The following is an 18,392-nucleotide window of genomic DNA, read 5'->3' as shown; positions in this document are numbered from 1 at the left end:
GATAGGGGCTCAGTTCGCCCCTGGCGACGGTGACGCTGCGCGGTCGGGCGTTTTTGCGGGCGGCGGTTTCAGCGGCGGCGCGGCCAGCAGCTGGTCGTAGAGCAGGCGCCAGCCCGCCTTGTCGTTGCGCCAGATGCGCACGTAGTGGCCCCGCTGGGCCGAGCCGTCGCGCGCGGTCCATTTCGCCGCCCCGTAGGTCCAGGCCAGGTCGCCGGCATCGGAGGCCGTGCCGCCCAGGGGCGCGAAGGCGATGGCCGCGGGGCGGGTGTCCAGCTCGGCCTCCAGCTCGGCGCGGCTGGTTGGCGGCCTGGCGCGCGAGCCCTGCACCCGGCCGTCGTCGGCCACAGCGGCCAGGTAGGCGGCCTTCACGTCGGACGCGGCGGCGGCGTGCAGCGCCTTCTCGGCCGCGGTCACCTGCACCATGGCCTTGTGGGCCGAGCCTGCGCGGCGGTCGGCCAGCCGGGCGTAGGCGACGGGAGAATCCTTGGGGGCCGCGCCGGTCATGTCGCTGGGCGGACCGCCGTCGTAGAGCCACTTCCACGAGCCGTCCGGCTGCCGGGCCCAGACGGTGAAGTACCAGGCCCGCGGCTGCCCGTCGAAGGTGTAGGGCCCCGTCGTGAAGCCCAGGTCGCCTGACCGCGCGATGCCGGCCCACAGCGGCCACCAGACCAGCGGCGGACCCTTGGGCTGGGGCTCGCCGAAGGCCGCCTTGGCCAGGATGGGCTCGGGCCCGAAGACGATGCCGTCGGGCGCCGAGTGCTTGAAGAAGCTGGCCTGGATGCCCAGCGCCAGCCCGTCGGCCGCGAACGCCCGCTCGGCGGCGACCACGGGCGCCGGATCGATCGGCGCGGCGAGGGCGGGAACGGCGAGAAGGGCGGCGGTCAGCGCCAGGGAGGGGAACATGCGCATGGCCGTGGTTTAGCCCCGGCGCGCCCCGCCGTCAGCCGCTCGTCTGCCGGTGGCCGCCCGGCGCGCCGAACGGCGTGCAAGGCGTAGGATGTCGGGCCGGGAGCCGCTCGCGCGTCCTACGAGCACGAGCGGGCTGCAGTCGAAGGAAGCCACGATGGAAACGTTTCTCGCCGTCTTCACCGGACAGCCTTCCGAGGGTCCGCCCCCCGATGACGCCACCGTCCAGCGGGGCATGCAGGCCTGGGGCGAGTGGATGACGCGGCACGCCGCGGCCATCGTCAGCACGGGCGGGCCGCTGGGCCGCACGAAGCGCGTCTCGCCCCGAGGGGTCGAGGACGTCCGCAACCAGATGGCCGGCTTCGTCATCGTCCGGGCGTCCAGCCATGCCGAGGCGGCGGCGATGTTCGAGCGGCATCCGCACTTCACCATCTTCCCCGGCGAGGCCGTGGAGGTGATGCCCTGCCTTCCGATCCCGCAGCCGTAGCGGCCGCGGTTGTCCTCAGCCAATCGTCTCCACCGTGAGCGAGGCGTTGGTGTAGACGCAGATCTCGGCGGCGATGGCCATGGCCCGGCGGGCGATCTCCTCGGCGCCGAGGCCTTCGACGTCCACCAGCGCCCGGGCGGCGGCCAGGGCGTAGTTGCCGCCGGAGCCGATGGCGGCGACCCCATGCTCGGGCTCCAGCACGTCACCGGCGCCGGTCACGGTGAAGATCTGGTCCTTGTCGGCGACGATCATCATCGCCTCGAGCCGGCGCAGGTACCGGTCGGTCCGCCAGTCCTTGGCGAGGTCGACGCAGGCGCGGGTCAGCTGCTCGGGATACTGCTCGAGCTTGCCCTCGAGCCGCTCGATGAGCGTGAAGGCGTCGGCGGTGGAGCCGGCGAAGCCCGCGATCACGCGGCCGCCCGCCAGGGTGCGCACCTTCTTCGCCGTCCCCTTGACGACCGTCTGGCCCATGGAGACCTGGCCGTCGCCGGCCACGACGGTCTTGCCGCCCTTCCTCACCGCGAGGATGGTGGTGCCGTGCCAGTCTGGGAAGCTATTGGACATCGGCGCGATGTGAGCAGCGGGGCCCCCCAGGTCAAGACATGAGCTTCACCGACGAGGAGATCGAGCGGTACGCCCGCCACCTGGTGCTGCGCGAGGTGGGCGGTCCCGGGCAGCAGAAGCTGAAGAGCGCGAGCGTGCTCATCGTCGGGGCCGGCGGCCTGGGCGCGCCGGCCTCGCTCTACCTGGCGGCCGCGGGCGTGGGGACGATCATCCTGGCCGATCCCGACGAGGTGGAGCGGTCGAACCTGCAGCGGCAGGTGATCTACGCCGACGACGACCTGGGCCGGCCCAAGGTGGACGCCGCCGCCGACCGCCTGCACGACCTGAACCCGCACATCTTCGTGGCGGGCTTCCACGGCGCGTTCGGGCCCGACACCGCCGACCAGCTGGTGGAGGGCGTCGACATGGTGCTGGACGGCACCGATGACTTCGGGGTGCGGTTCTGCGTGAACGAGGCCTGCGTGAAGCACGGCAAGCCGCTGGTGTCGGGCGCCATCGGGCGCTGGACGGGACAGGTGGGCGTGTTCGGCCGACAGCCCTGCTACCGCTGCCTGGTGCCCGAGATCCCGCCGGACGCGGAGACCTGCAGCGCCGTGGGCGTGGTGGGCGCCCTGGCCGGCGTCGTGGGCTCGATGATGGCGGTGGAGGCGGTGAAGCTGATCACCGGCGCGGGCGAGCCGCTCGCCGGCCGCCTGCTGATCTACGACGCCCTGGCCGGGGAGACACGCACGGTGCGGGTGGCGGGCGATCCGGACTGCCCGGTCTGCGGGGGCTGATTCGGAAGGCGCGCGGTCAGATGTGCGTGGCGATGAAGTCGGTGACCTTGGCCAGGACGCTTTTCCAGGTGGCGTCGGACCAGTTGCGGTGTCCCTCGCCCTTCAGCTCGACAAGCTCGCAGGTCTTGCCGGCCGCCTTCAGGGCCCGGGCCATCAGCCGCGACTGGCGAGGATCCACGATGGCGTCCTCGGTCCCGTGGATGAGCAGGACGGGGATTTCGATCTCGGCCGCGCGACGAGCGGGCGAGGCCTGGATCAGACGCGCCTCGTCGGACTTCGGATCGCCGATGGTGGTCCGCCAGTAGGCGTAGGCGGGCGAGTCGGCGCCGTCCTCGCGCCGCGAGAAGGCCAGCGTCTCGAGCAGATCGGCGTCCCCGGCGATCGAGACGGCGGCGCGGTAGAGCCGGGGCGTCTTCACCGCGCCCATGAGGGCGGCGTAGCCCCCGAAACTGGCGCCGAAGATCGCCACGCGACCCGGGTCGGCGCGGCCCAGCCGCACCACGTGGGCGACGCAGTCCTCGACGTCGTCCTGCATGAGCCCGCCCCACTGCCCGCGCCCCTTGTCGGCGAAGGCCCGGCCATAGCCGCCGGACCCGCGGAAGTTCGGCTGCAGCACCAGCCAGCCGCGCGCGGCCAGGGCCTGCGCCGTGACGTCCCAGTCCAGGTAGTCGCGCAGCTCGGGCCCGCCGTGCGGCATCACGACCATCGGCCGGGGCGCCGCGGCCGCCCCGATCGGCGTCGTCAGGTAGGCGGTGATCTCGGCGCCGTAGCGGGTCTTCACGCGCAGCGGCTCGGTCCGGGCCAGCCGCTCGGGCGCGAGCCACGGCTTGCAGTGGCCCACATACTCGAGCGACCGCTTCTGCCGGTCGTAGACCTGGAAGGCGCCGGGCTCCTGGGGTCCGCTGACCTTCAGCAGCAGCCGACGATGGGCCGTGTCGATGTCGTAGAGCGCCACGTTGCAGGCGTTCTTCAGCGCCGCGTTGATCGCGCGGAAGTGCGGCGCGAGCGCCGGGTCAGCGAACTCGTAGTTCAGGCGGTCGTCCCAGTAGAGGCTGCCCACCAGGCGCAGGTTCTCGTCGACGAAGGCGGTCTCGAAGTCGTGGCCGGGCTTCTCGGCCACGACGTCACCGAAGGTGAGGCTCGCGATGTCGAAGGTGCGCACCACCGTGGTGTCGCGGCCCTCCATGCGCTGGCAAACCAGGAAGACGCCCGCCTGGGGCGTCGGCCCCACCACGTCGAAGTCAGGGACCTTCTTCAGCTCGTTGAGGCGCGACTTGCGCACCAGCTTCCAGTCGCGCTCGCCGGGCGCGCGGCCGTAGACCCAGCGCACCGTGCCGCGGGCGTTGGAGTCCATCCGCAGCATGGGCACGCCGCCCTGGGTGAGCCAGGAGTCGGTGGCCGGCACGCCGGTCTCCACCAGGGCGGCTTCGCCCGAGTAGACGTCCACATGGTAGAGGCCGAAGGCGTTGCGGGTGTCGTTCCACGCTTGCATCAGGATGCGGCGGGGGTCGTCGGCCATCAGGTCGACCACCTGGCTCGCGTCGAAGCCCCGGCGCAGCACGGCCTTCGAGCCGGCGAACATGACCACCGGGTCCTGGCCCTTCAGGTCCACCGACACGACCCGCTGCACCGGAATCGGCAGGAACTCGTCGCCGAACCACACGCCGTAGGGCTTGCCCCGGTCGTCGCGGTAGAGGGTGATCCAGATCAGCAGGCGCTCGTTGTTCGCCCACTCGACCTGGCGCACGCGCGTCTCGTCCAGCAGCACGACCGCCGGCCGCGCGGTGAGCTCGGCCATGCGCGAGAGGGTGACGTAGGCGCGGGCCTTCCCGTCCCGGATGTCGGTGCGCAGGATGGCCAGCTGCTCGCCGTCGGGCGAGATCGCCGCGTCGTGCACGGCCGGCTCGCGGAGGAGTTCGTCGAGGCTGGGCGGAAGGGGGGCCTTGCCCTGCGCGCGCGCCGCCTGCGGCGCCACGGCGGGGGCGGCGCCCGCGGCGGCCAGCATCGAACGGCGCGTCAGCATCGAGGGTCCAAGGTAACGCCGATACGTCGCCCCCGACCTTGCGGAGACGGCGCCGGACCGTCAACGCCGCAGGTTGGCGCAGGCGGGCCTACAGCATCTGCGGCAGGACCCGGTCCGGCGGGCGGTGGCCGTCCATCCACGTCTTGATGTTGATGATCACCTTCTCGCCCATGTCCACGCGCGCCTCGACAGTGGCCGAACCCATGTGCGGCAGCAGGACCGCCTGGGGGCACTTCAGGAGCTTGGGATTGATCTTCGGTTCGAGCTCGAAGACGTCGAGGCCGGCGCCGGCGAGCTTGCCCTCGACCAGCATGTCGGCCAGCGCCTGCTCGTCGATGATCGAGCCGCGCGCGGTGTTCACGACCACGGCGTGCGGCTGCAGGAGCTTGAGCCGCCGGGCCGAGAGCAGGTGGTAGGTGGCCGGCGTCGCCGGGGCGTGCACCGTGACGATGTCCACCCGCGCCAGCATCTGGTCCAGGCTGTCCCAGTAGGTGGCTTCCAGCTCGTCGGCGACCACGTGACTGACGGGCTTGCGGTTGTGGTAGTGGATCTGGAGCCCGAACGCGCGGGCGCGCCGGGCCACCGCGGCGCCGATGCGACCCATGCCGATGACGCCCAGGCGCTTGCCGCCCAGCCGGCGGCCCAGCATCCAGGTGGGCGCCCAGCCGGTGAACTCGCCCGCCTGGACGGCGTTGGCGCCTTCGATCACCCGGCGCAGCGTGGCCATGATCAGCGTCATGGTCAGGTCGGCGGTGTCCTCGGTCAGCACGCCCGGAGTGTTGGTGACCACGACGCCCGCGGCGTTGGCGGCGGCCACGTCGATGTGATCGACCCCCGCGCCGAAGTTGGCGATGAGTTTCAGCCGCTCGCCGGCCTTGGCCAGCATGGCGGCGTCGATCTTGTCGGTGATCGTGGGCGCCAGCACGTCGCAGCGCCCGATGGCGTCGAGGAGCTGCTTGCGGGTCATCGGCTCGTCCGAGATGTTGAGCTCGGTGTCGAACAGCTCGCGCATCCGCGTCTCGACCTGGTCGGGCAGTTTGCGGGTGACGATGACTTTCGGCTTGCGGGACGCCATGGGCCTACGGGAAAAGGTCCTGCGCCGTCCGCCTCGCATCGAGACGGGGGCGCGTCGAGTTGCGGAACCCTTAGCAGGGGGGCCGGTCACGGCCAAGGCGAGGCGAGGGTCATCGGACGTTGGCGTTGAAGGTGGTTCGCGCAAGGGCGCCCCGGCTGGCGGCCCTGGGCATGGCCGCGCTGATGCTGGCGGGCGCTGCTCCGGCCGACCGGCCGACGCCGTCGGGCTATCCGGTGCCGCGCTACATCGTGCTGAAGTTCGGCAAGGTGAACGCCCGCGCGGGCCCTGGCGACGACCACCGGCTGCTGTGGGTCTACCGCACCCGCGGCCTGCCCGTGCAGGTGGTGGCCGAGACGGCCGACTGGCGGCGGGTCTGCGATCCGGAGGGCGGCGTGGCCTGGGTGCACAAGCGCGTGACCGACGGCCGCCGCGCGGTGATCAACACGCGCCGGCAGCCGGTGGCCCTGCTGCGCCGGCCCGAGAGGGGCGCCGAAACCGCGGCCTATCTGAACGTCCGCGCCCTGGCCTCGCTCACCCGCTGCGAGAAGGGCTGGTGCAGGGTGAAGGCGGATCGGGCCAGCGGCTGGGTGCGGGAAGGGACCCTCTGGGGAACTTCCGATGCGCCGCAATGTCGTTGAGGGAGCGGCGGGCTCCGTGCTAGGCCCGGCGCCTCTGCCGAAACGAGGGCATATTCGATGAATGACGTGCCAATAAGGCCCTCGAGCTTCGCCTACGAGGAACTCCTGGCGTGTTCCCGCGGCGAGATGTTCGGGCCGGGCAACGCCCAGCTGCCCGCGCCGCCGATGCTCATGTTCGACCGGATTGTGGAGATCAACGCGACCGGCGGCGAGCATGGGAAGGGCTACATGGAGGCTGAGCTCGACATCCGCCCGGGCCTCTGGTTCTTCGACTGCCACTTCATCGGCGACCCGGTGATGCCCGGCTGCCTGGGCCTGGACGCCATGTGGCAGCTGGTCGGCTTCTTCCTGGGCTGGAGCGGCGCGCCGGGGCGCGGCCGGGCGCTGGGCTGCGGCGAGGTCCGGTTCGCCGGCGAGGTCACGCCCGACATCAAGAAGGTGACCTACAAGATCGAGATGAAGCGCGTGATCCTGCGCCGTCTGGTCATGGGCATCGGCGACGGGGTTCTCCTCGCCGACGGCAAGCCCATCTATGAGGCCAAGGACCTTCGCGTCGGCCTCTTCAAGCCCGGCGAGCAGGGGTAAGGGAGGGAGACGGACGGAATGCGCCGCGTGGTCGTCACCGGGATGGGCATCGTCTCGTCCATCGGCAACAACACCAACGAGGTCCTGGCCTCGCTGCGCGAAGCCCGCTCGGGCGTCGAGGCCGCGCCGGAGTACGCCGAGCTCGGCTTCCGCTGCCAGGTGCACGCCCCGCCGAACATCGACTGGGAGTCCATGGTCGACCGGCGCGCCGCGCGATTCCTCGCGCAGGGCACGGCCTTCGGCCACATCGCCATGGAACAGGCCATCGCCGACTCCGGCCTGGGCGAGGACGAGGTCAGCCACGAGCGCACCGGCCTGATCGTCGGCTCGGGCGGCCCGTCCACCCGCGCCATCGTCGAGGCCGCCCAGACGGCCCGTGACAAGGGCCCGAAGCGGGTCGGCCCGTTCGCGGTGCCCAAGGCCATGAGCTCGGGCGCATCGGCCACGCTCGCCACCTGGTTCAAGATCAAGGGCCTGAACTTCTCGATCAGCTCGGCCTGCGCCACCTCCACCCACTGCATCGGCTCGGCCTACGAGCAGATCGCCATGGGCAAGCAGGACGTGGTGTTCGCCGGCGGGACCGAGGAGCTGGATTGGACCCTGTCGGTCCTGTTCGACGCCATGGGCGCCATGAGCTCGAAGTTCAACGATCGCCCGTCCACGGCCAGCCGCGCCTACGACGTCGACCGCGACGGCTTCGTGATCGCCGGCGGGTCGGGGATCCTGGTGCTCGAGGAGTATCAGCGGGCCAAGGCGCGCGGCGCGAAGATCTACGGCGAGATCGTGGGCTACGCCGCCAACTCCGACGGCTTCGACATGGTGGCCCCTTCGGGCGAGGGCGCGGCGCGCTGCATGCGCCTGGCCAACGCCGACGGGCGCTCCATCGACTACCTCAACCCGCACGGCACCGGCACGCCGGTGGGCGACGTCAAGGAGATGGAGGCGGTCCGCGCCGTCTTCGGCGCCAAGGCGCCGCTGATCTCGTCCACCAAGTCGCTGACCGGCCACAGCCTGGGCGCCGCCGGCGCGCAGGAGGCGATCTACTCGCTGCTGATGCTGAACAACGGCTTCGTGGCCGAGAGCGCGCACATCGAGAACCTCGACCCGGCCTTCGCCGACATGCCCATCGTGAGGACGCGCATCGACAAGCCGATCGAGACGGTGATGTCGAACAGCTTCGGCTTCGGCGGGACCAACGGTTGCCTGGTGATGGCCCGGGTCTAGTGAGCGACGCGGCGATCCCGCGGCCGCCCACGCCTCCGGACCCGCAGGAGTGCTGCCAGCGCGGCTGCGACCCCTGCATCCTCGACTACTACGACCGCGCCCTGGAGCGCTGGGAGGCGCGCGTGCGGGCGATGGGGCTGGACCCCGACGAGGCGCGGGCGCGGCTCCAGCCGCCGCCTTAGGACCTCCCGGGCGGACGTTGTGGACCGTGGCCGCTGGCGCGGCCTGTCCCTGCCCATTAAGGGAGGGAGGAACGAGGGAGACGCACGACGTGGCCGACGAGTATCAGATGCCGACCGGGACCCTGATGAAGGGCAAGAAGGGCGTCATCACCGGGGTCGCCAACCACCAGTCCATCGCGTGGGGCATCGCGAGCCAGCTTGCGGCGCAGGGCGCCGAGCTCGCCTTCCTGCACCTGCCGGGGATGGAGCGGCGCGTGGAGCCGCTGGCCCAGAGCGTGGGCGCCAAGCTGATTGCGCCGGCCGACGTCACCGACGACGCGGCCATGGACGAGGCCTTCGGCAAGGTGAAGGACACGTTCGGCCAGATCGACTTCTTCCTCCACGCCATCGCCTTCGCCAACAAGGACGAGCTGAAGGGCAGCTTCGTGGACAACACCACCCGCGAGGGCTTCCTGCGGGCGATGAACATCTCGGCCTTCAGCTTCGTGGACTGCGCCCGGCGCGCCGCGGCGCTGATGCCCGAGACCGGCGGCTCGATCGTGACCCTGACCTACATGGGCTCGGAGCGGGCGATCCCGAACTACAACACCATGGGCGTGGCCAAGGCCGCGCTGGAGGCCGCCGTCCGCTACGCCGCCCGCGACCTGGGGCCGCGCGGCATCCGGGTGAACGCGCTGTCGCCCGGGGCCATGAAGACGCTGTCGCTGGCGGGCATCTCCGGCGGGCGCGGCATGCTGGCCAAGGGCCGCTCGCTGTCGGCCATGAAGGAAGACACCGCCATGGAGGGCGTGGCCGGCGCGGCGCTCTGGCTGCTGTCGGACCTCGGCCGCTCGACCACGGGCGAGTGCGTGCACGTGGACGCGGGCTTCCACATCATGGGCTTCTCGGACGACGAGGGCGGCGAGGGCTGAGGCTTTCCCCGGGAGGCGGGCCGCGATCCCCGCGGCTTGCCGCCACGGGCGTCCGGGGCGGCTACGCGCCGAAGATCCAGCCGTCGGGCAGCGCGCTCAGCTGGACGCCCACCAGGATCATCCGGTCGGCCGAGGAGCCGAGGGTGATGACCACGTCGCCGCCCACCTGGGCCACGCTGAAGGGCGTCCCCGGGTCCAGCATCACCCGGTCGCCCTCGGCGATGCTGAAGTCGAAGACGCTGTCGATGCCCGCGTCCGCCGAGGTGTGGAACAGGTCGGCGCCGGCGCCGCCCACCATGCTGTCCGAGCCGCGGTCGCCCGAGACGAAGTCCGCCCCCGCCCCGCCCGCCAGCGTGTCGTCGCCCTGGCCGCCGCGGACGGTGTCGTTCCCGGCGCCGCCGTCCACCGAGTCGTCGCCCAGGTTCCCGAAGACCACGTCCGAGCCGTCGTCGCCGAACAGCCGGTCGTTGTCCTTGCCGCCCACCACCCAGTCGTCGCCCCCGCCGCCGGATTCGGTGTCGTTGCCGGTGTTGCCCTGGATGTCGTCGAAACTGGCGCCGCCCACGATGGAATCGTTGCCGTCCTCGCCGCGCAGGAATCCCGATCCCGAGCCGCCATCGATGGTGTCGCCGCCGGCGCCGGCGAAGATGCGGTCCGCGCCGGCGCCGCCGGTCAGGATGTTGGCGAGGGCGTTGCCGTTCATGGTGTCGGCGCCGAAGCCGCCGATGGCGTTCTCGATCTGCGCGCCCTGGGCCACCGCCACGTTGCCCACCAGCCCGCCCACGTTCGAGAAGAAGCCCTCGCGCAGGTCGATCAGCTGGTTGTTGGAGTAGCCTGAGAAGTCGAAAGTGTCGGCGCCGCCGGCGTCCCAGACCGCGAAGACGAGGCGGCTGGACGAGTTCTGCGCCAGGAACCAGTCGCGCTGGGCCGTGGAGTTGAAGCCGTAGACCGTGTCGCCCGTGCGGGTCGTCATGTTGGCGCCGTACTCGATCTGGGCGGCGCGGATGTCGTCGAGCTGCGGCGCGGCGGCCAGGCGGCCGCCGTAGCTGGCGCCGGTGTTGGCCTCCGAGAAGTAGCTCATCACCGTGTACTGGCGGCTGTCCTCGAAGTACTCGGCGTTGTTGGCGTAGGTGATCGGCGCGGAGTCGTTCTCGCCGGCGTTGTAGTCGCCCGGATGGGCGAGGCCGATCGCGTGCCCCAGCTCGTGCACCAGCGTGTGGTAGCCGAAGTTGCCGGGGGTCGGGATGGCGTTCGTGCCGGCGGTGATGTTGACCCAGACGTCGCCGGCGGCGCTCGAGGCCGCCGGGTTGCCCGGGTAGTTCGCGAAGGCCGACGCGCCGCTCTGTCCCGAAGTGTAGTTGCCGAGCAGGATGGAGGCGTTGTCGGAATAGGCCCCCTCGCCCTCGAAGCCCGACCCGACCCGCACGAAGGTGATCCGCGCGACGTCGGACCAGGCCAGCATCGCCTGCTCGGCGGCCAGCATCTGGGTGCTGTTGAAGCGCTGGAAGCCTTCGGTGTCGCTGGGCATGTTCAGCGGGGCGGTGGCGCGGAAGGCGTAGGTGACGGTGTAGGCTTGGCCGGCCGTCCCGCCCCAGCCCGGGTAGGGCTCCATGGTGGCGGGGTTGAAGCCGGTCATCTGCAGGCCGGCCCGGTCGATGGAGAAGCTCTGCTTGCCGTTGACGGTCGTCCCGGACCGCTCGTCGGCGTTCAGGTAGGCCAGGGGAGAGGCGCCGGCCCCGTCATCGAGGACCACCGCCTGGCCGGCGCAGATCGGGCAGCCGCAGCCGGCCGCCCCGGCGAACGGCCGGCTGTCCAGGGCGGCGTCACTGAGCGAATGGGGAGCTTCGAGGGACATCTTCCAACTCTACGTCGCCATCCCCTTGGAATCCCTAGGTGATCTGGCGAACGGCGGCCACGCGACCATTCGGCGCACAGATTCTTACGGCGACAAGGCGTCGCCGGACGAGAATCAATGCCGGACTTTTCGCGGCGCCGCCAGAGCCGCCACGCCGGTCCGACCTTCACCGCCCTATGCCGTAGACCTGCCGGGCGCGGACGAGATCCCGCGCAATCTGCAAGCGGCTGCCCTCGACGGCCGGACCCCGCAACCGTCATGCGTTGATGCCCAGGAGGCGTTTCAGGCGGAGCGCTCGCCAGAGCGCGGAGACCCGGGACCCAGCCGCACAGCCTCCAACGCGGCTCCAGGAGGACGTCCCCCCACAGTGGGCCGTCTCGCCGGTCATGGCGCAGCTTTACGGGCGCAGGGGCTGGGTCCCGGGTCTCCGCGCTCTGGCGAGCGCTGCGCCCGGGATGACGGGGGGATGGAGTGCCACGCCCACAACCCACCCGTCCGTCTCTGGCCTACAGGAGGTCCGTTTACGGCCCGCCACCCAAGGTCCGGCTTCCAGCGCCAAGGCAAAGACCGCAACCGACCCGTAAGGGACCTTGCCTCCCCCGTCGCGGCAGCGACGGCGGGCGGTCCCCCTCCCGCCGCTTCGCGGGGGAGGTAAGGCGCCCGCAATCCACCGTTGCTGACGGTCTGCTCCCGGCGGAGCGCCCAGAGGCCGCGTTCGACCCATTGCGGACCTCGACCCCTGCGCCCCAACCTCCGTCATCCCGGGCGCAGCGCTCGCCAGAGCGCGAAGACCCGGGACCCAGCCGCAGAGCCTTCGACGAGCCTCCAGGAGGGCGTCCCCCCACAGTGGGCCGTCTCACAGGTCATGGCGCAGCTTTACGGGCGCAGGGACTGGGTCCCGGGTCTGCGCGCTCTTCGAGCGCTCCGCCCGGGATGACGGGGGGAATGGGAATGACGTCCGCCTCAGGGCGCTGCCACCTGCTCCCGGCTTATGGGTACACGACCTAGTCCAGCGGCGCCCGGCCCACGATCTTCAGGCCGTAGCCCGCGGAGCCGGGCAGGACCGTCTGCGAACTGGTCAGCAGCAGCATGTCGCGGACGCCCAGGTCGAGGAGGATCTGCGCGCCGATGCCGTAGTCGCGCAGGATGTTGGACGAGTGGTCCGCCTGCGGCTGGCCGTAGCGTTCCGAGAGCCAGTGGGGGTTGGAGTCGCGGATGAACACGCCGACCGCCGCTCCGTCGAAGTCGGCCATGGCCTTCAGCGCCTTCGGCACGTAGTCGCGCCGCGCCTCCACCGCGCCCAGCATGTCGGTGGCCAGGTCCACCCGGTGCATGCGGACGAGCGTGGGCTTGTCGGGATCGATCCGGCCCTTGGTCAGGACCACGTGCTCGGTCTGGTCGATGGAGTTGCGGTAGATCACCATCCGGAAACGGCCGCCGTAGGCCGAGTTGAACGGCGTCTCCAGCACACGCTCCACCTGCCGCTCGGTGCGGCGGCGGTAGGCGATCAGGTCGGCGATGGTGCCGATCTTCAGCCCGTGCAGCTGGGCGAAGGCCACCAGGTCGGGCAGGCGCGCCATCGAGCCGTCGTCCTTCATGATCTCGCAGATCACGCCCGCCGGGTTGAGGCCGGCCATGCGGCTGATGTCGACCGCGGCCTCGGTGTGGCCCGCCCGGACCAGGACGCCGCCGTCCTTGGCGACCAGGGGGAAGACGTGGCCCGGCGAGACGATGTCGTCGACGCCCTTGGTGGGATCCACCGCCACGGCGATGGTGTGCGCCCGGTCGTGCGCCGAGATGCCGGTCGTCACGCCCTCGCGCGCCTCGATCGAGACGGTGAAGGCCGTGCCGTGGCCGCTCTGGTTGTCGGTGGCCATGGGCGGCAGACGCAGCCGCCGCGCCCGCTCGGCGGTGATCGACAGGCAGATCAGGCCGCGCGCGTGCTTGGCCATGAAGTTGATCTGCTCGGGCGTGGCGAACTGCGCCGGGATGATCACGTCGCCCTCGTTCTCGCGATCCTCGGCGTCCACCAGGATGTACGGGCGCCCGTTGCGGGCGTCCTCGATGATGTCCTCGATGGGGCTGATCGCGCCGGAGACGGCGTCGGGGTCGGGGCTGGGACCGACCAGATAGGGCTTCTTCATGCGCCGATCCCCGGGCCTTTCTCGGATTGCGCCACGCGCATCATCGCGAACTCCATCACCTGGTCGGCGACGGTGTCGAGCTGCCAGGCGTCCTTGTCGTCGCGGCACGCCCCGTCCGCGTCGAACAGGTCGTTGGCCGAATTCAGCGTCGCGCCGAACGGCGTCGGCCAGCCCCGGAGGGCGTGGACGATGTTGCGCAGCGCCATCAGCGTCGTGCCGCCGGCCTGGAACCCCGCCGCCGTGATCACCGTGCCCACGGGCTTGCCGGTCAGGTAGGGCTGAGGGTCGCGTCCGGTCATCTCCAGGGTGTCCAGCGCGTTCTTGATCACGCCCGAGATCGAGCCGTGGTAGCCGGGGCTCGCCACGACCAGGCCGTCGGCCGCGCGCACGGCCTCGGCGAGTTCGGTCTGTTCCAGCGTGGGGTCGCTCGGGCGCGGGTCGAAGATGGGCAGCGCGCCCAGGAACGTCCCGCCCAGCAGCCGCACCTCGGCGCCCAGCGCCTCGGCCCGGCGCAGCGTGCACAGTAGCGCCTTCTCGGTGGAGGATCCCGCACGGATGGTGCCGCCGAGGCCGAGGATGACGGGTCTGCGGCTCACGCCTGCTCCAGTTCTTCGGCGAACACCTTCTTGAGTTCGCTCTTCATGATCTTGCCGTTGGCGTTGCGGGGCAAGGTCTCGGGCCAGAACGCCACCTTCACAGGGACCTTGAACGCGGCGAGCCGCGCGCGGACGAAGTCGCGCAGCTCGGCCTCGGTGGCCGTGCCCCCCGGCTTCAGATGGACCACGGCGCCGGGCTCCTCGCCCAGCGTCTTGTGGGGGATGCCGACCAGGGCGGCGTCCATCACGTCCGGGTGGTCGTAGAGGACGTTCTCGACCTCGACGCAATAGATGTTCTCGCCGCCGCGGATCAGCATGTCCTTGGCGCGGTCGATGATGAAGAGGAAGCCCTCCTCGTCGATGCGCGCCAGGTCGCCGGTGCGCAGCCAGCCCTCCTGGAAGGTCTCGGCCGTGGCCTCGGGCTTGTTCCAGTAGCCCTTCACGACCTGGGGCCCCTTGACCCACAGCTCGCCCACGCTGCCGGCGGGCAGCACGGTCTTCCCGTCGGCCGGGTCGCGGATCTGCATCTCGCCCACGGGGGCGGCCGGGCCCGCGCTGTCGGGCCGGTTCAGGTAGTCCTGCCCCAGATGGCTGGTGAAGGTGGCGGTGGTCTCGGTCATGCCCCAGCCGTTGCCCGGCTGGCTGCCGGGGAACACCTCGGCGATCCGCCGCACCAGTTCCGGGGCGGACGGTGCGCCGCCGTAGCTGACGGTCAGCAGGGTGGAGAGGTCGTAGTTGGCCCGCGCCGGGTGCTCGATCAGCTGCCAGGCGATCGTCGGCACGCCGCCGGTGGACGAGACCTTCTCGTCCTGGATCAGCCGCATCGCCGGTTCGGCGTCCCAGCGGCGCATGAGGACGATCTTGCCCCCGGCGCTCATCGTCGGCCCCAGCGTCGCCGAGAGGCCGGTGGCGTGGAACATCGGCACGACCAGCAGCGTCACCCGCTGCGGTAGCCTGGTCGCGTCCATCTCGGGGAGCGGCTCGCCGGCGCGGAGGAAGTTGCGGGCCGCCGCGACGCCGCTCGCCCCCAGGTTCGACGTCATGTTGCGGTGCGTGCCCAGCGCGCCCTTGGGCCGGCCGGTGGTGCCCGAGGTGTAGAGGATGGTGGCGTCGTCCTCCGGATCGAGCGGGACGTCGGGGACCGCCTGCTCGGGCAGCCGCCCCCAGTCGTTCACCGGGCCGATGACATCCTCCAGCCGTTCGGTCCGCGGCGTGGCCGGCGCGCCGGCGTGGCGGGTCACATACACCTTCTCCAGCCCGGACAGGCCGGGCAGGAAGTCGGCGATGCGGTCCAGGCGCTCGTCGTCCACGAAGGCGATCTTCGTTCCGGAGTCGGCCAGGCCGTACTCCAGCTCGGGGCCGGTCCACCAGGCGTTCAGCGGGGTCACGATCGCGCCCGCCAGCACGCCGGCCCAGAAGCACACCGGCCACTCCGGCAGGTTGCGCATGATCACGGCGACGCGGTCGCCCTTCTTCACGCCGTCGGCGATCAGCCGGTGGGCCAGCGCGATCGTCGCGCGGCCGAAGCTGTCGTAGGTGGCCCGGTCGTCCTCGTAGACCAGGAACTCGCGGTCCTTGAACCGCTGGCCGTTCAGGAACACGTCGCGCAAGGTCGGCGGGGCGTTCTTCCACGTCCGCGTGGGGACGCCGCGGATCACCCGTTCCTCGATCTCGAACGGCGCGCCCGGGGCGGTGAGGCGGGCGTGCGCCTCCGCGATCGACATCACGGGCCAGGGCTTCTCGGACACAGGGCTACCTCAACAGCGTCATACCGGATCGGCCTGGGGCCGTCCGGGATGACAACTCTATTGTGCCCTTGGGGAAATCAAGCGGTCTCGGCCTCGCGGCGGCGCCCGGCGTAGTGCGCCTTGATCTCCTCCAGCTCCTTGGCGAAGCGCTTCTGGGCTTCGTCGCGCAGCTTCGGGATGTGGTAGCTGGGGAATAGGTCGTTGTCGGGCTGGTAGTCCTTCAGCACCTGCTTGGCGAGCGTCACCTTGTGGACCTCGGTGGGGCCGTCGGCGATGCCCATCACCAGCGCCGAATTGACCATGTGCATGAAGGGCATCTCGTTCGAGACGCCCAGCGCGCCGTGCAGGTGGGCCGCCTTGGTCGCCACGTCGTGGTAGACCTTGGGCATCGCCACCTTGATGGCCGCGATGTCCTTGCGGACCTTGTTGTAGTCCTTGTGCTTGTCGATCAGCCAGGCGGTGCGCAGCACCAACAGGCGGAAGCTCTCGACGGCGATCCAGGAGTCGGCGATCTGCTCCTGCACCATCTGCAGGTCCGAGAGGCGGCCGTCGCGCGTGGTGCGGCTGACGGCCCGGCGGCACATCAGGTCCAGCGCGTGGCGGCAGGCGCCCACCGTCCGCATGGCGTGGTGCACGCGCCCGCCGCCCAGGCGCACCTGGGCGATCACGAACGCCGCGCCGCGGTCGCCCAGCAGGGCGTCATAGGGCAGGCGCACGTTGCTGTAGCGGACATAGCTCTCGTTGCCGCCGCCGATGGTCCCGCCCGCGCCCACGGCGACGTTGCGGATGATCTCCACGCCGGGCGTGTCGGTCGGCACGAGGAAGATCGAGGTGCGGCGGTAGGGATCCTTCGCGTCGGGATCGGTCACCGCATAGAGCACCAGCACCTTGGAATGCTGGGCGTTGGTCGAGAACCACTTCTCGCCGTTGATGACCCACTCGTTCCCGTCCAGGACGGCGCGGGTGCGGAACGTGAGCGGGTCGGAGCCGCCGGTGGGCTCGCTCATGGAGAACGCAGAGCGGATCTCGCCGTTCAGCAGCGGCCAGAGGTACTTCTCCTTCTGCGCCTCGGTGCCGTAGTGGGCGATGATCTCGGCGTTGCCCGAGTCCGGCGCCTGGCAGCCGAAGATCAGCGGGGCCAGGCCGTTGCGCCCCAGCTTTTCGTTCATCAGCGCCAGCTTCAGCTGGCCGAAGCCCTGGCCGCCCAGCTCGGGACCCAGGTGACAGGCCCAGAGCCCGGCGTCCTTCACCTTCTGCTGCAGGGGCTTGATGAACTTCTCACGGCCCTGCGACGACCACGCCGCCATGCCCAGGTGGCTGAGCGGCTCGACCTCCTCGCGCATGAGGTCCTCGATCCAGTCCAGCTTCTTCTGGAACTCGGGATCGGTCTCGAAATCCCACGCCATCGCGCGCCTCCCAGCCGCCTCCGGCTTCGCGCCGGCTTTCGTATATCGGGTACGCTAGGACGGTCTCAGCCGAGAATCAAACGCCGTTCGAATGCCCGTGCGCGCCGGCCTCGCCACGCGGCCGGCCCCTAAAGCGTCGAGGGCTGCAGGTTCTCCACCGCGAAGTCGGCCGCCTCGAGCATGTGCTCAACCAGGATCGAGCGGTGGCAGCCCCGGTGGTCCGCCTCGTAGCAGAGCAGCGCCGCCTTGCGGTCCCGGGCGATCTCGATCGCCTGGGCCAGCTGCAGCCGGGCGGCGGGCTCGGCCATGTGCGCCTCGTAGATCTCGCGCATCTCGGCGGTCCGCCCGCGGCGGGCGGCCATGCGGCCCTCCTTCGGCGTCCCCAGCTCGCGCAGGTGCACATAGGCGATCCCGGCGTCCTGCAGGCTGGCCGAGAGGAGCCCCTTGGAGAAGCCGGCGCGCCGGGAGGCGGCCACGGCGCGCACGTCGATGAGCACCTCCACCCCGGCGGACTTCAACGTCTCGATCACCTTCGCCTGCGGAGCGCTCTCGTAGCCGATCGTGGCCAGCGGGATCCTAGTCATGGCCCTTCATATGGGCCTCGATCAGCGTATCCGCAGCGTGGCCGGCGGCCGCAGCCGGACCCTCCGGTCCGAAGATCTGGTGCGACACCCAGGCGCCTTCGAGCAGCAGCAGCAGGCCGTCGGCCAGCTTCTTCGGCCGCCGCGCGCCCATGGCCTTGGTCATGGCGCGCAGCCGATCGCGCAGCGCGGCCTTCTGCGCCACCGTCACCTGGCGGCCGGGGTGCGCGGCGTCCGGATGCTCCACCGCCGCGTTGCTGAGCGCGCACCCGCGGAAGTCCGGCGCCTCGACCTGCCCGGCCAGCGCCGAGAACACCGCGGCGAGCTGCGCCCGCGGATCGTCGGGAAACCGGGCCGCGGCGGCCTCGAACCGCGCCCACAGCGCCTGGGCCTGCCCCTCCAGGAACGCGGCGATCAGCTGGTCCTTGGAGGCGAAGGCCCGGTACAGCGTCGGCTTCGTCGCGCCCGCGCGGGCCGCGATCTCGTCCACGCCGACCGCGCGCGTGCCCTGCCGGTAGAAGAGCTCGCCCGCCACGGCGAGGATGCGGTCCGAGGCCTTCGGCGCGGGCAGGTCGGGCATGGGCGGCCTCGGGGGCGGGGCGGGTGGATCGCGCGATGTCGCCAGACGGCGCGCCGCTTGCCAAGGCCGTTCGGGCGGCCGCCGCTTTTCTGCCCTCGGGGAAGCAAGCTA

At 71.2% G+C, this 18,392-nt stretch carries 18 protein-coding genes; 7 read left to right on the top strand and 11 right to left on the bottom strand.

Going from position 1 to position 18,392, the window contains the following annotated elements; translation table 11 throughout:
* Positions 1–9 precede the first annotated feature (9 nt).
* Positions 10–909: a DUF4440 domain-containing protein gene (locus tag AC2D8W_RS10835; RefSeq protein ID WP_484671553.1), complete on the bottom strand. Its 900-nt coding sequence runs from the start codon at positions 907–909 to the stop codon at positions 10–12.
* Between the two features lie 154 nt (positions 910–1,063).
* Between AC2D8W_RS10835 and AC2D8W_RS10830 the strand changes: the two genes are divergently transcribed.
* The gene (locus AC2D8W_RS10830; protein ID WP_484671552.1) at positions 1,064–1,393 is read left to right on the top strand and encodes a YciI family protein; all 330 of its coding nucleotides are present in this window, start codon (positions 1,064–1,066) and stop codon (positions 1,391–1,393) included.
* Between the two features lie 15 nt (positions 1,394–1,408).
* On the opposite strand, the gene hslV is transcribed toward AC2D8W_RS10830, so the two are convergent.
* A complete protein-coding gene (hslV, locus tag AC2D8W_RS10825) occupies positions 1,409–1,957 on the bottom strand; it encodes an ATP-dependent protease subunit HslV (RefSeq protein ID WP_484671551.1) in 549 nt (182 codons plus the stop codon).
* 38 nt (positions 1,958–1,995) lie between these two features.
* On the opposite strand from hslV, the gene AC2D8W_RS10820 reads away from it, so the two are divergent.
* The gene (locus AC2D8W_RS10820; RefSeq protein ID WP_484671550.1) at positions 1,996–2,733 is read left to right on the top strand and encodes a HesA/MoeB/ThiF family protein; all 738 of its coding nucleotides are present in this window, start codon (positions 1,996–1,998) and stop codon (positions 2,731–2,733) included.
* Positions 2,734–2,749: 16 nt separating this feature from the next.
* On the opposite strand, the gene AC2D8W_RS10815 is transcribed toward AC2D8W_RS10820, so the two are convergent.
* On the bottom strand, positions 2,750–4,756 hold the full coding sequence (locus AC2D8W_RS10815; RefSeq protein WP_484671549.1) for an alpha/beta hydrolase family protein: 2,007 nt from the start codon (positions 4,754–4,756) through the stop codon (positions 2,750–2,752).
* Positions 4,757–4,844: 88 nt separating this feature from the next.
* Positions 4,845–5,831 carry a 2-hydroxyacid dehydrogenase gene (locus AC2D8W_RS10810; RefSeq protein ID WP_293485822.1) on the bottom strand — a complete coding sequence of 329 codons (987 nt, stop codon included), beginning with the start codon at positions 5,829–5,831 and terminating at the stop codon, positions 4,845–4,847.
* A 131-nt stretch (positions 5,832–5,962) separates the two neighbouring features.
* Here AC2D8W_RS10810 and AC2D8W_RS10805 point away from each other — a divergent pair, with 131 nt between their 5' ends.
* From AC2D8W_RS10805 to AC2D8W_RS10785, 5 genes are all read left to right on the top strand, one after another.
* Positions 5,963–6,469, top strand: coding sequence for an SH3 domain-containing protein (locus AC2D8W_RS10805; protein WP_484671548.1), 507 nt, complete (start codon positions 5,963–5,965; stop codon positions 6,467–6,469).
* A 57-nt stretch (positions 6,470–6,526) separates the two neighbouring features.
* Positions 6,527–7,054, top strand: a complete 528-nt coding sequence (gene fabA / locus AC2D8W_RS10800; protein ID WP_484671547.1) for a 3-hydroxyacyl-[acyl-carrier-protein] dehydratase FabA — start codon at positions 6,527–6,529, stop codon at positions 7,052–7,054.
* An 18-nt stretch (positions 7,055–7,072) separates the two neighbouring features.
* Positions 7,073–8,278: a beta-ketoacyl-ACP synthase I gene (fabB, locus tag AC2D8W_RS10795; protein ID WP_484671546.1), complete on the top strand. Its 1,206-nt coding sequence runs from the start codon at positions 7,073–7,075 to the stop codon at positions 8,276–8,278.
* Positions 8,278–8,460 (top strand): oxidoreductase-like domain-containing protein, encoded by a 183-nt coding sequence (locus tag AC2D8W_RS10790; RefSeq protein ID WP_484671545.1) that lies wholly within the window; start codon positions 8,278–8,280, stop codon positions 8,458–8,460. The genes fabB and AC2D8W_RS10790 overlap by 1 nt, the downstream gene beginning before the upstream one ends.
* An 89-nt stretch (positions 8,461–8,549) precedes the next feature.
* The gene (locus AC2D8W_RS10785; RefSeq protein WP_293485828.1) at positions 8,550–9,371 is read left to right on the top strand and encodes an enoyl-ACP reductase FabI; all 822 of its coding nucleotides are present in this window, start codon (positions 8,550–8,552) and stop codon (positions 9,369–9,371) included.
* Positions 9,372–9,432: 61 nt separating this feature from the next.
* Here the strand turns inward: AC2D8W_RS10785 and AC2D8W_RS10780 are convergent, their stop codons facing one another.
* The 7 genes from AC2D8W_RS10780 to AC2D8W_RS10750 all read right to left on the bottom strand — a co-directional run bounded on the left by AC2D8W_RS10780 (position 9,433) and on the right by AC2D8W_RS10750 (position 18,281).
* Complete coding sequence (locus AC2D8W_RS10780; RefSeq protein WP_484671544.1) at positions 9,433–11,226, bottom strand: M10 family metallopeptidase C-terminal domain-containing protein; 1,794 nt, start codon at positions 11,224–11,226, stop codon at positions 9,433–9,435.
* Positions 11,227–12,230: 1,004 nt separating this feature from the next.
* A complete protein-coding gene (gene ribB / locus AC2D8W_RS10775) occupies positions 12,231–13,370 on the bottom strand; it encodes a 3,4-dihydroxy-2-butanone-4-phosphate synthase (protein ID WP_484671543.1) in 1,140 nt (379 codons plus the stop codon).
* A complete protein-coding gene (locus AC2D8W_RS10770; protein WP_484671542.1) occupies positions 13,367–13,966 on the bottom strand; it encodes an NADPH-dependent FMN reductase in 600 nt (199 codons plus the stop codon). The genes ribB and AC2D8W_RS10770 overlap by 4 nt, the downstream gene beginning before the upstream one ends.
* Positions 13,963–15,690, bottom strand: a complete 1,728-nt coding sequence (locus AC2D8W_RS10765) for a class I adenylate-forming enzyme family protein (RefSeq protein WP_484671841.1) — start codon at positions 15,688–15,690, stop codon at positions 13,963–13,965. The genes AC2D8W_RS10770 and AC2D8W_RS10765 overlap by 4 nt, the downstream gene beginning before the upstream one ends.
* Before the next feature lie 101 nt (positions 15,691–15,791).
* Entirely contained in the window at positions 15,792–17,120 is a 1,329-nt protein-coding gene (locus tag AC2D8W_RS10760; RefSeq protein WP_484671541.1) for an acyl-CoA dehydrogenase family protein, read from the bottom strand.
* Between the two features lie 128 nt (positions 17,121–17,248).
* Positions 17,249–17,704, bottom strand: a complete 456-nt coding sequence (locus AC2D8W_RS10755) for a DUF488 domain-containing protein (RefSeq protein WP_367118778.1) — start codon at positions 17,702–17,704, stop codon at positions 17,249–17,251.
* A complete protein-coding gene (locus tag AC2D8W_RS10750) occupies positions 17,697–18,281 on the bottom strand; it encodes a TetR/AcrR family transcriptional regulator (RefSeq protein ID WP_484671540.1) in 585 nt (194 codons plus the stop codon). Before AC2D8W_RS10750 ends, AC2D8W_RS10755 begins: the two co-directional genes overlap by 8 nt.
* Positions 18,282–18,392: the final 111 nt, after the last annotated feature.

This window comes from Phenylobacterium sp. T106 (assembly GCF_057219735.1).
The sequence above is the reverse complement of the archived record's forward strand: the minus strand, read 5'-3'. Positions and strand labels throughout refer to the sequence as shown.

Coding starts and splice junctions, on each gene's coding strand:
- AC2D8W_RS10835 (WP_484671553.1), bottom strand. CDS start 909: ATGCGCATGTTCCCCTCCCTGGCGCTGACCGCCGCCCTTCTCGCCGTT.
- AC2D8W_RS10830 (WP_484671552.1), top strand. CDS start 1,064: ATGGAAACGTTTCTCGCCGTCTTCACCGGACAGCCTTCCGAGGGTCCG.
- hslV (WP_484671551.1), bottom strand. CDS start 1,957: ATGTCCAATAGCTTCCCAGACTGGCACGGCACCACCATCCTCGCGGTG.
- AC2D8W_RS10820 (WP_484671550.1), top strand. CDS start 1,996: ATGAGCTTCACCGACGAGGAGATCGAGCGGTACGCCCGCCACCTGGTG.
- AC2D8W_RS10815 (WP_484671549.1), bottom strand. CDS start 4,756: ATGCTGACGCGCCGTTCGATGCTGGCCGCCGCGGGCGCCGCCCCCGCC.
- AC2D8W_RS10810 (WP_293485822.1), bottom strand. CDS start 5,831: ATGGCGTCCCGCAAGCCGAAAGTCATCGTCACCCGCAAACTGCCCGAC.
- fabA (WP_484671547.1), top strand. CDS start 6,527: ATGAATGACGTGCCAATAAGGCCCTCGAGCTTCGCCTACGAGGAACTC.
- fabB (WP_484671546.1), top strand. CDS start 7,073: ATGCGCCGCGTGGTCGTCACCGGGATGGGCATCGTCTCGTCCATCGGC.
- AC2D8W_RS10780 (WP_484671544.1), bottom strand. CDS start 11,226: ATGTCCCTCGAAGCTCCCCATTCGCTCAGTGACGCCGCCCTGGACAGC.
- ribB (WP_484671543.1), bottom strand. CDS start 13,370: ATGAAGAAGCCCTATCTGGTCGGTCCCAGCCCCGACCCCGACGCCGTC.
- AC2D8W_RS10765 (WP_484671841.1), bottom strand. CDS start 15,690: ATGTCGATCGCGGAGGCGCACGCCCGCCTCACCGCCCCGGGCGCGCCG.
- AC2D8W_RS10760 (WP_484671541.1), bottom strand. CDS start 17,120: ATGGCGTGGGATTTCGAGACCGATCCCGAGTTCCAGAAGAAGCTGGAC.
- AC2D8W_RS10755 (WP_367118778.1), bottom strand. CDS start 17,704: ATGACTAGGATCCCGCTGGCCACGATCGGCTACGAGAGCGCTCCGCAG.
- AC2D8W_RS10750 (WP_484671540.1), bottom strand. CDS start 18,281: ATGCCCGACCTGCCCGCGCCGAAGGCCTCGGACCGCATCCTCGCCGTG.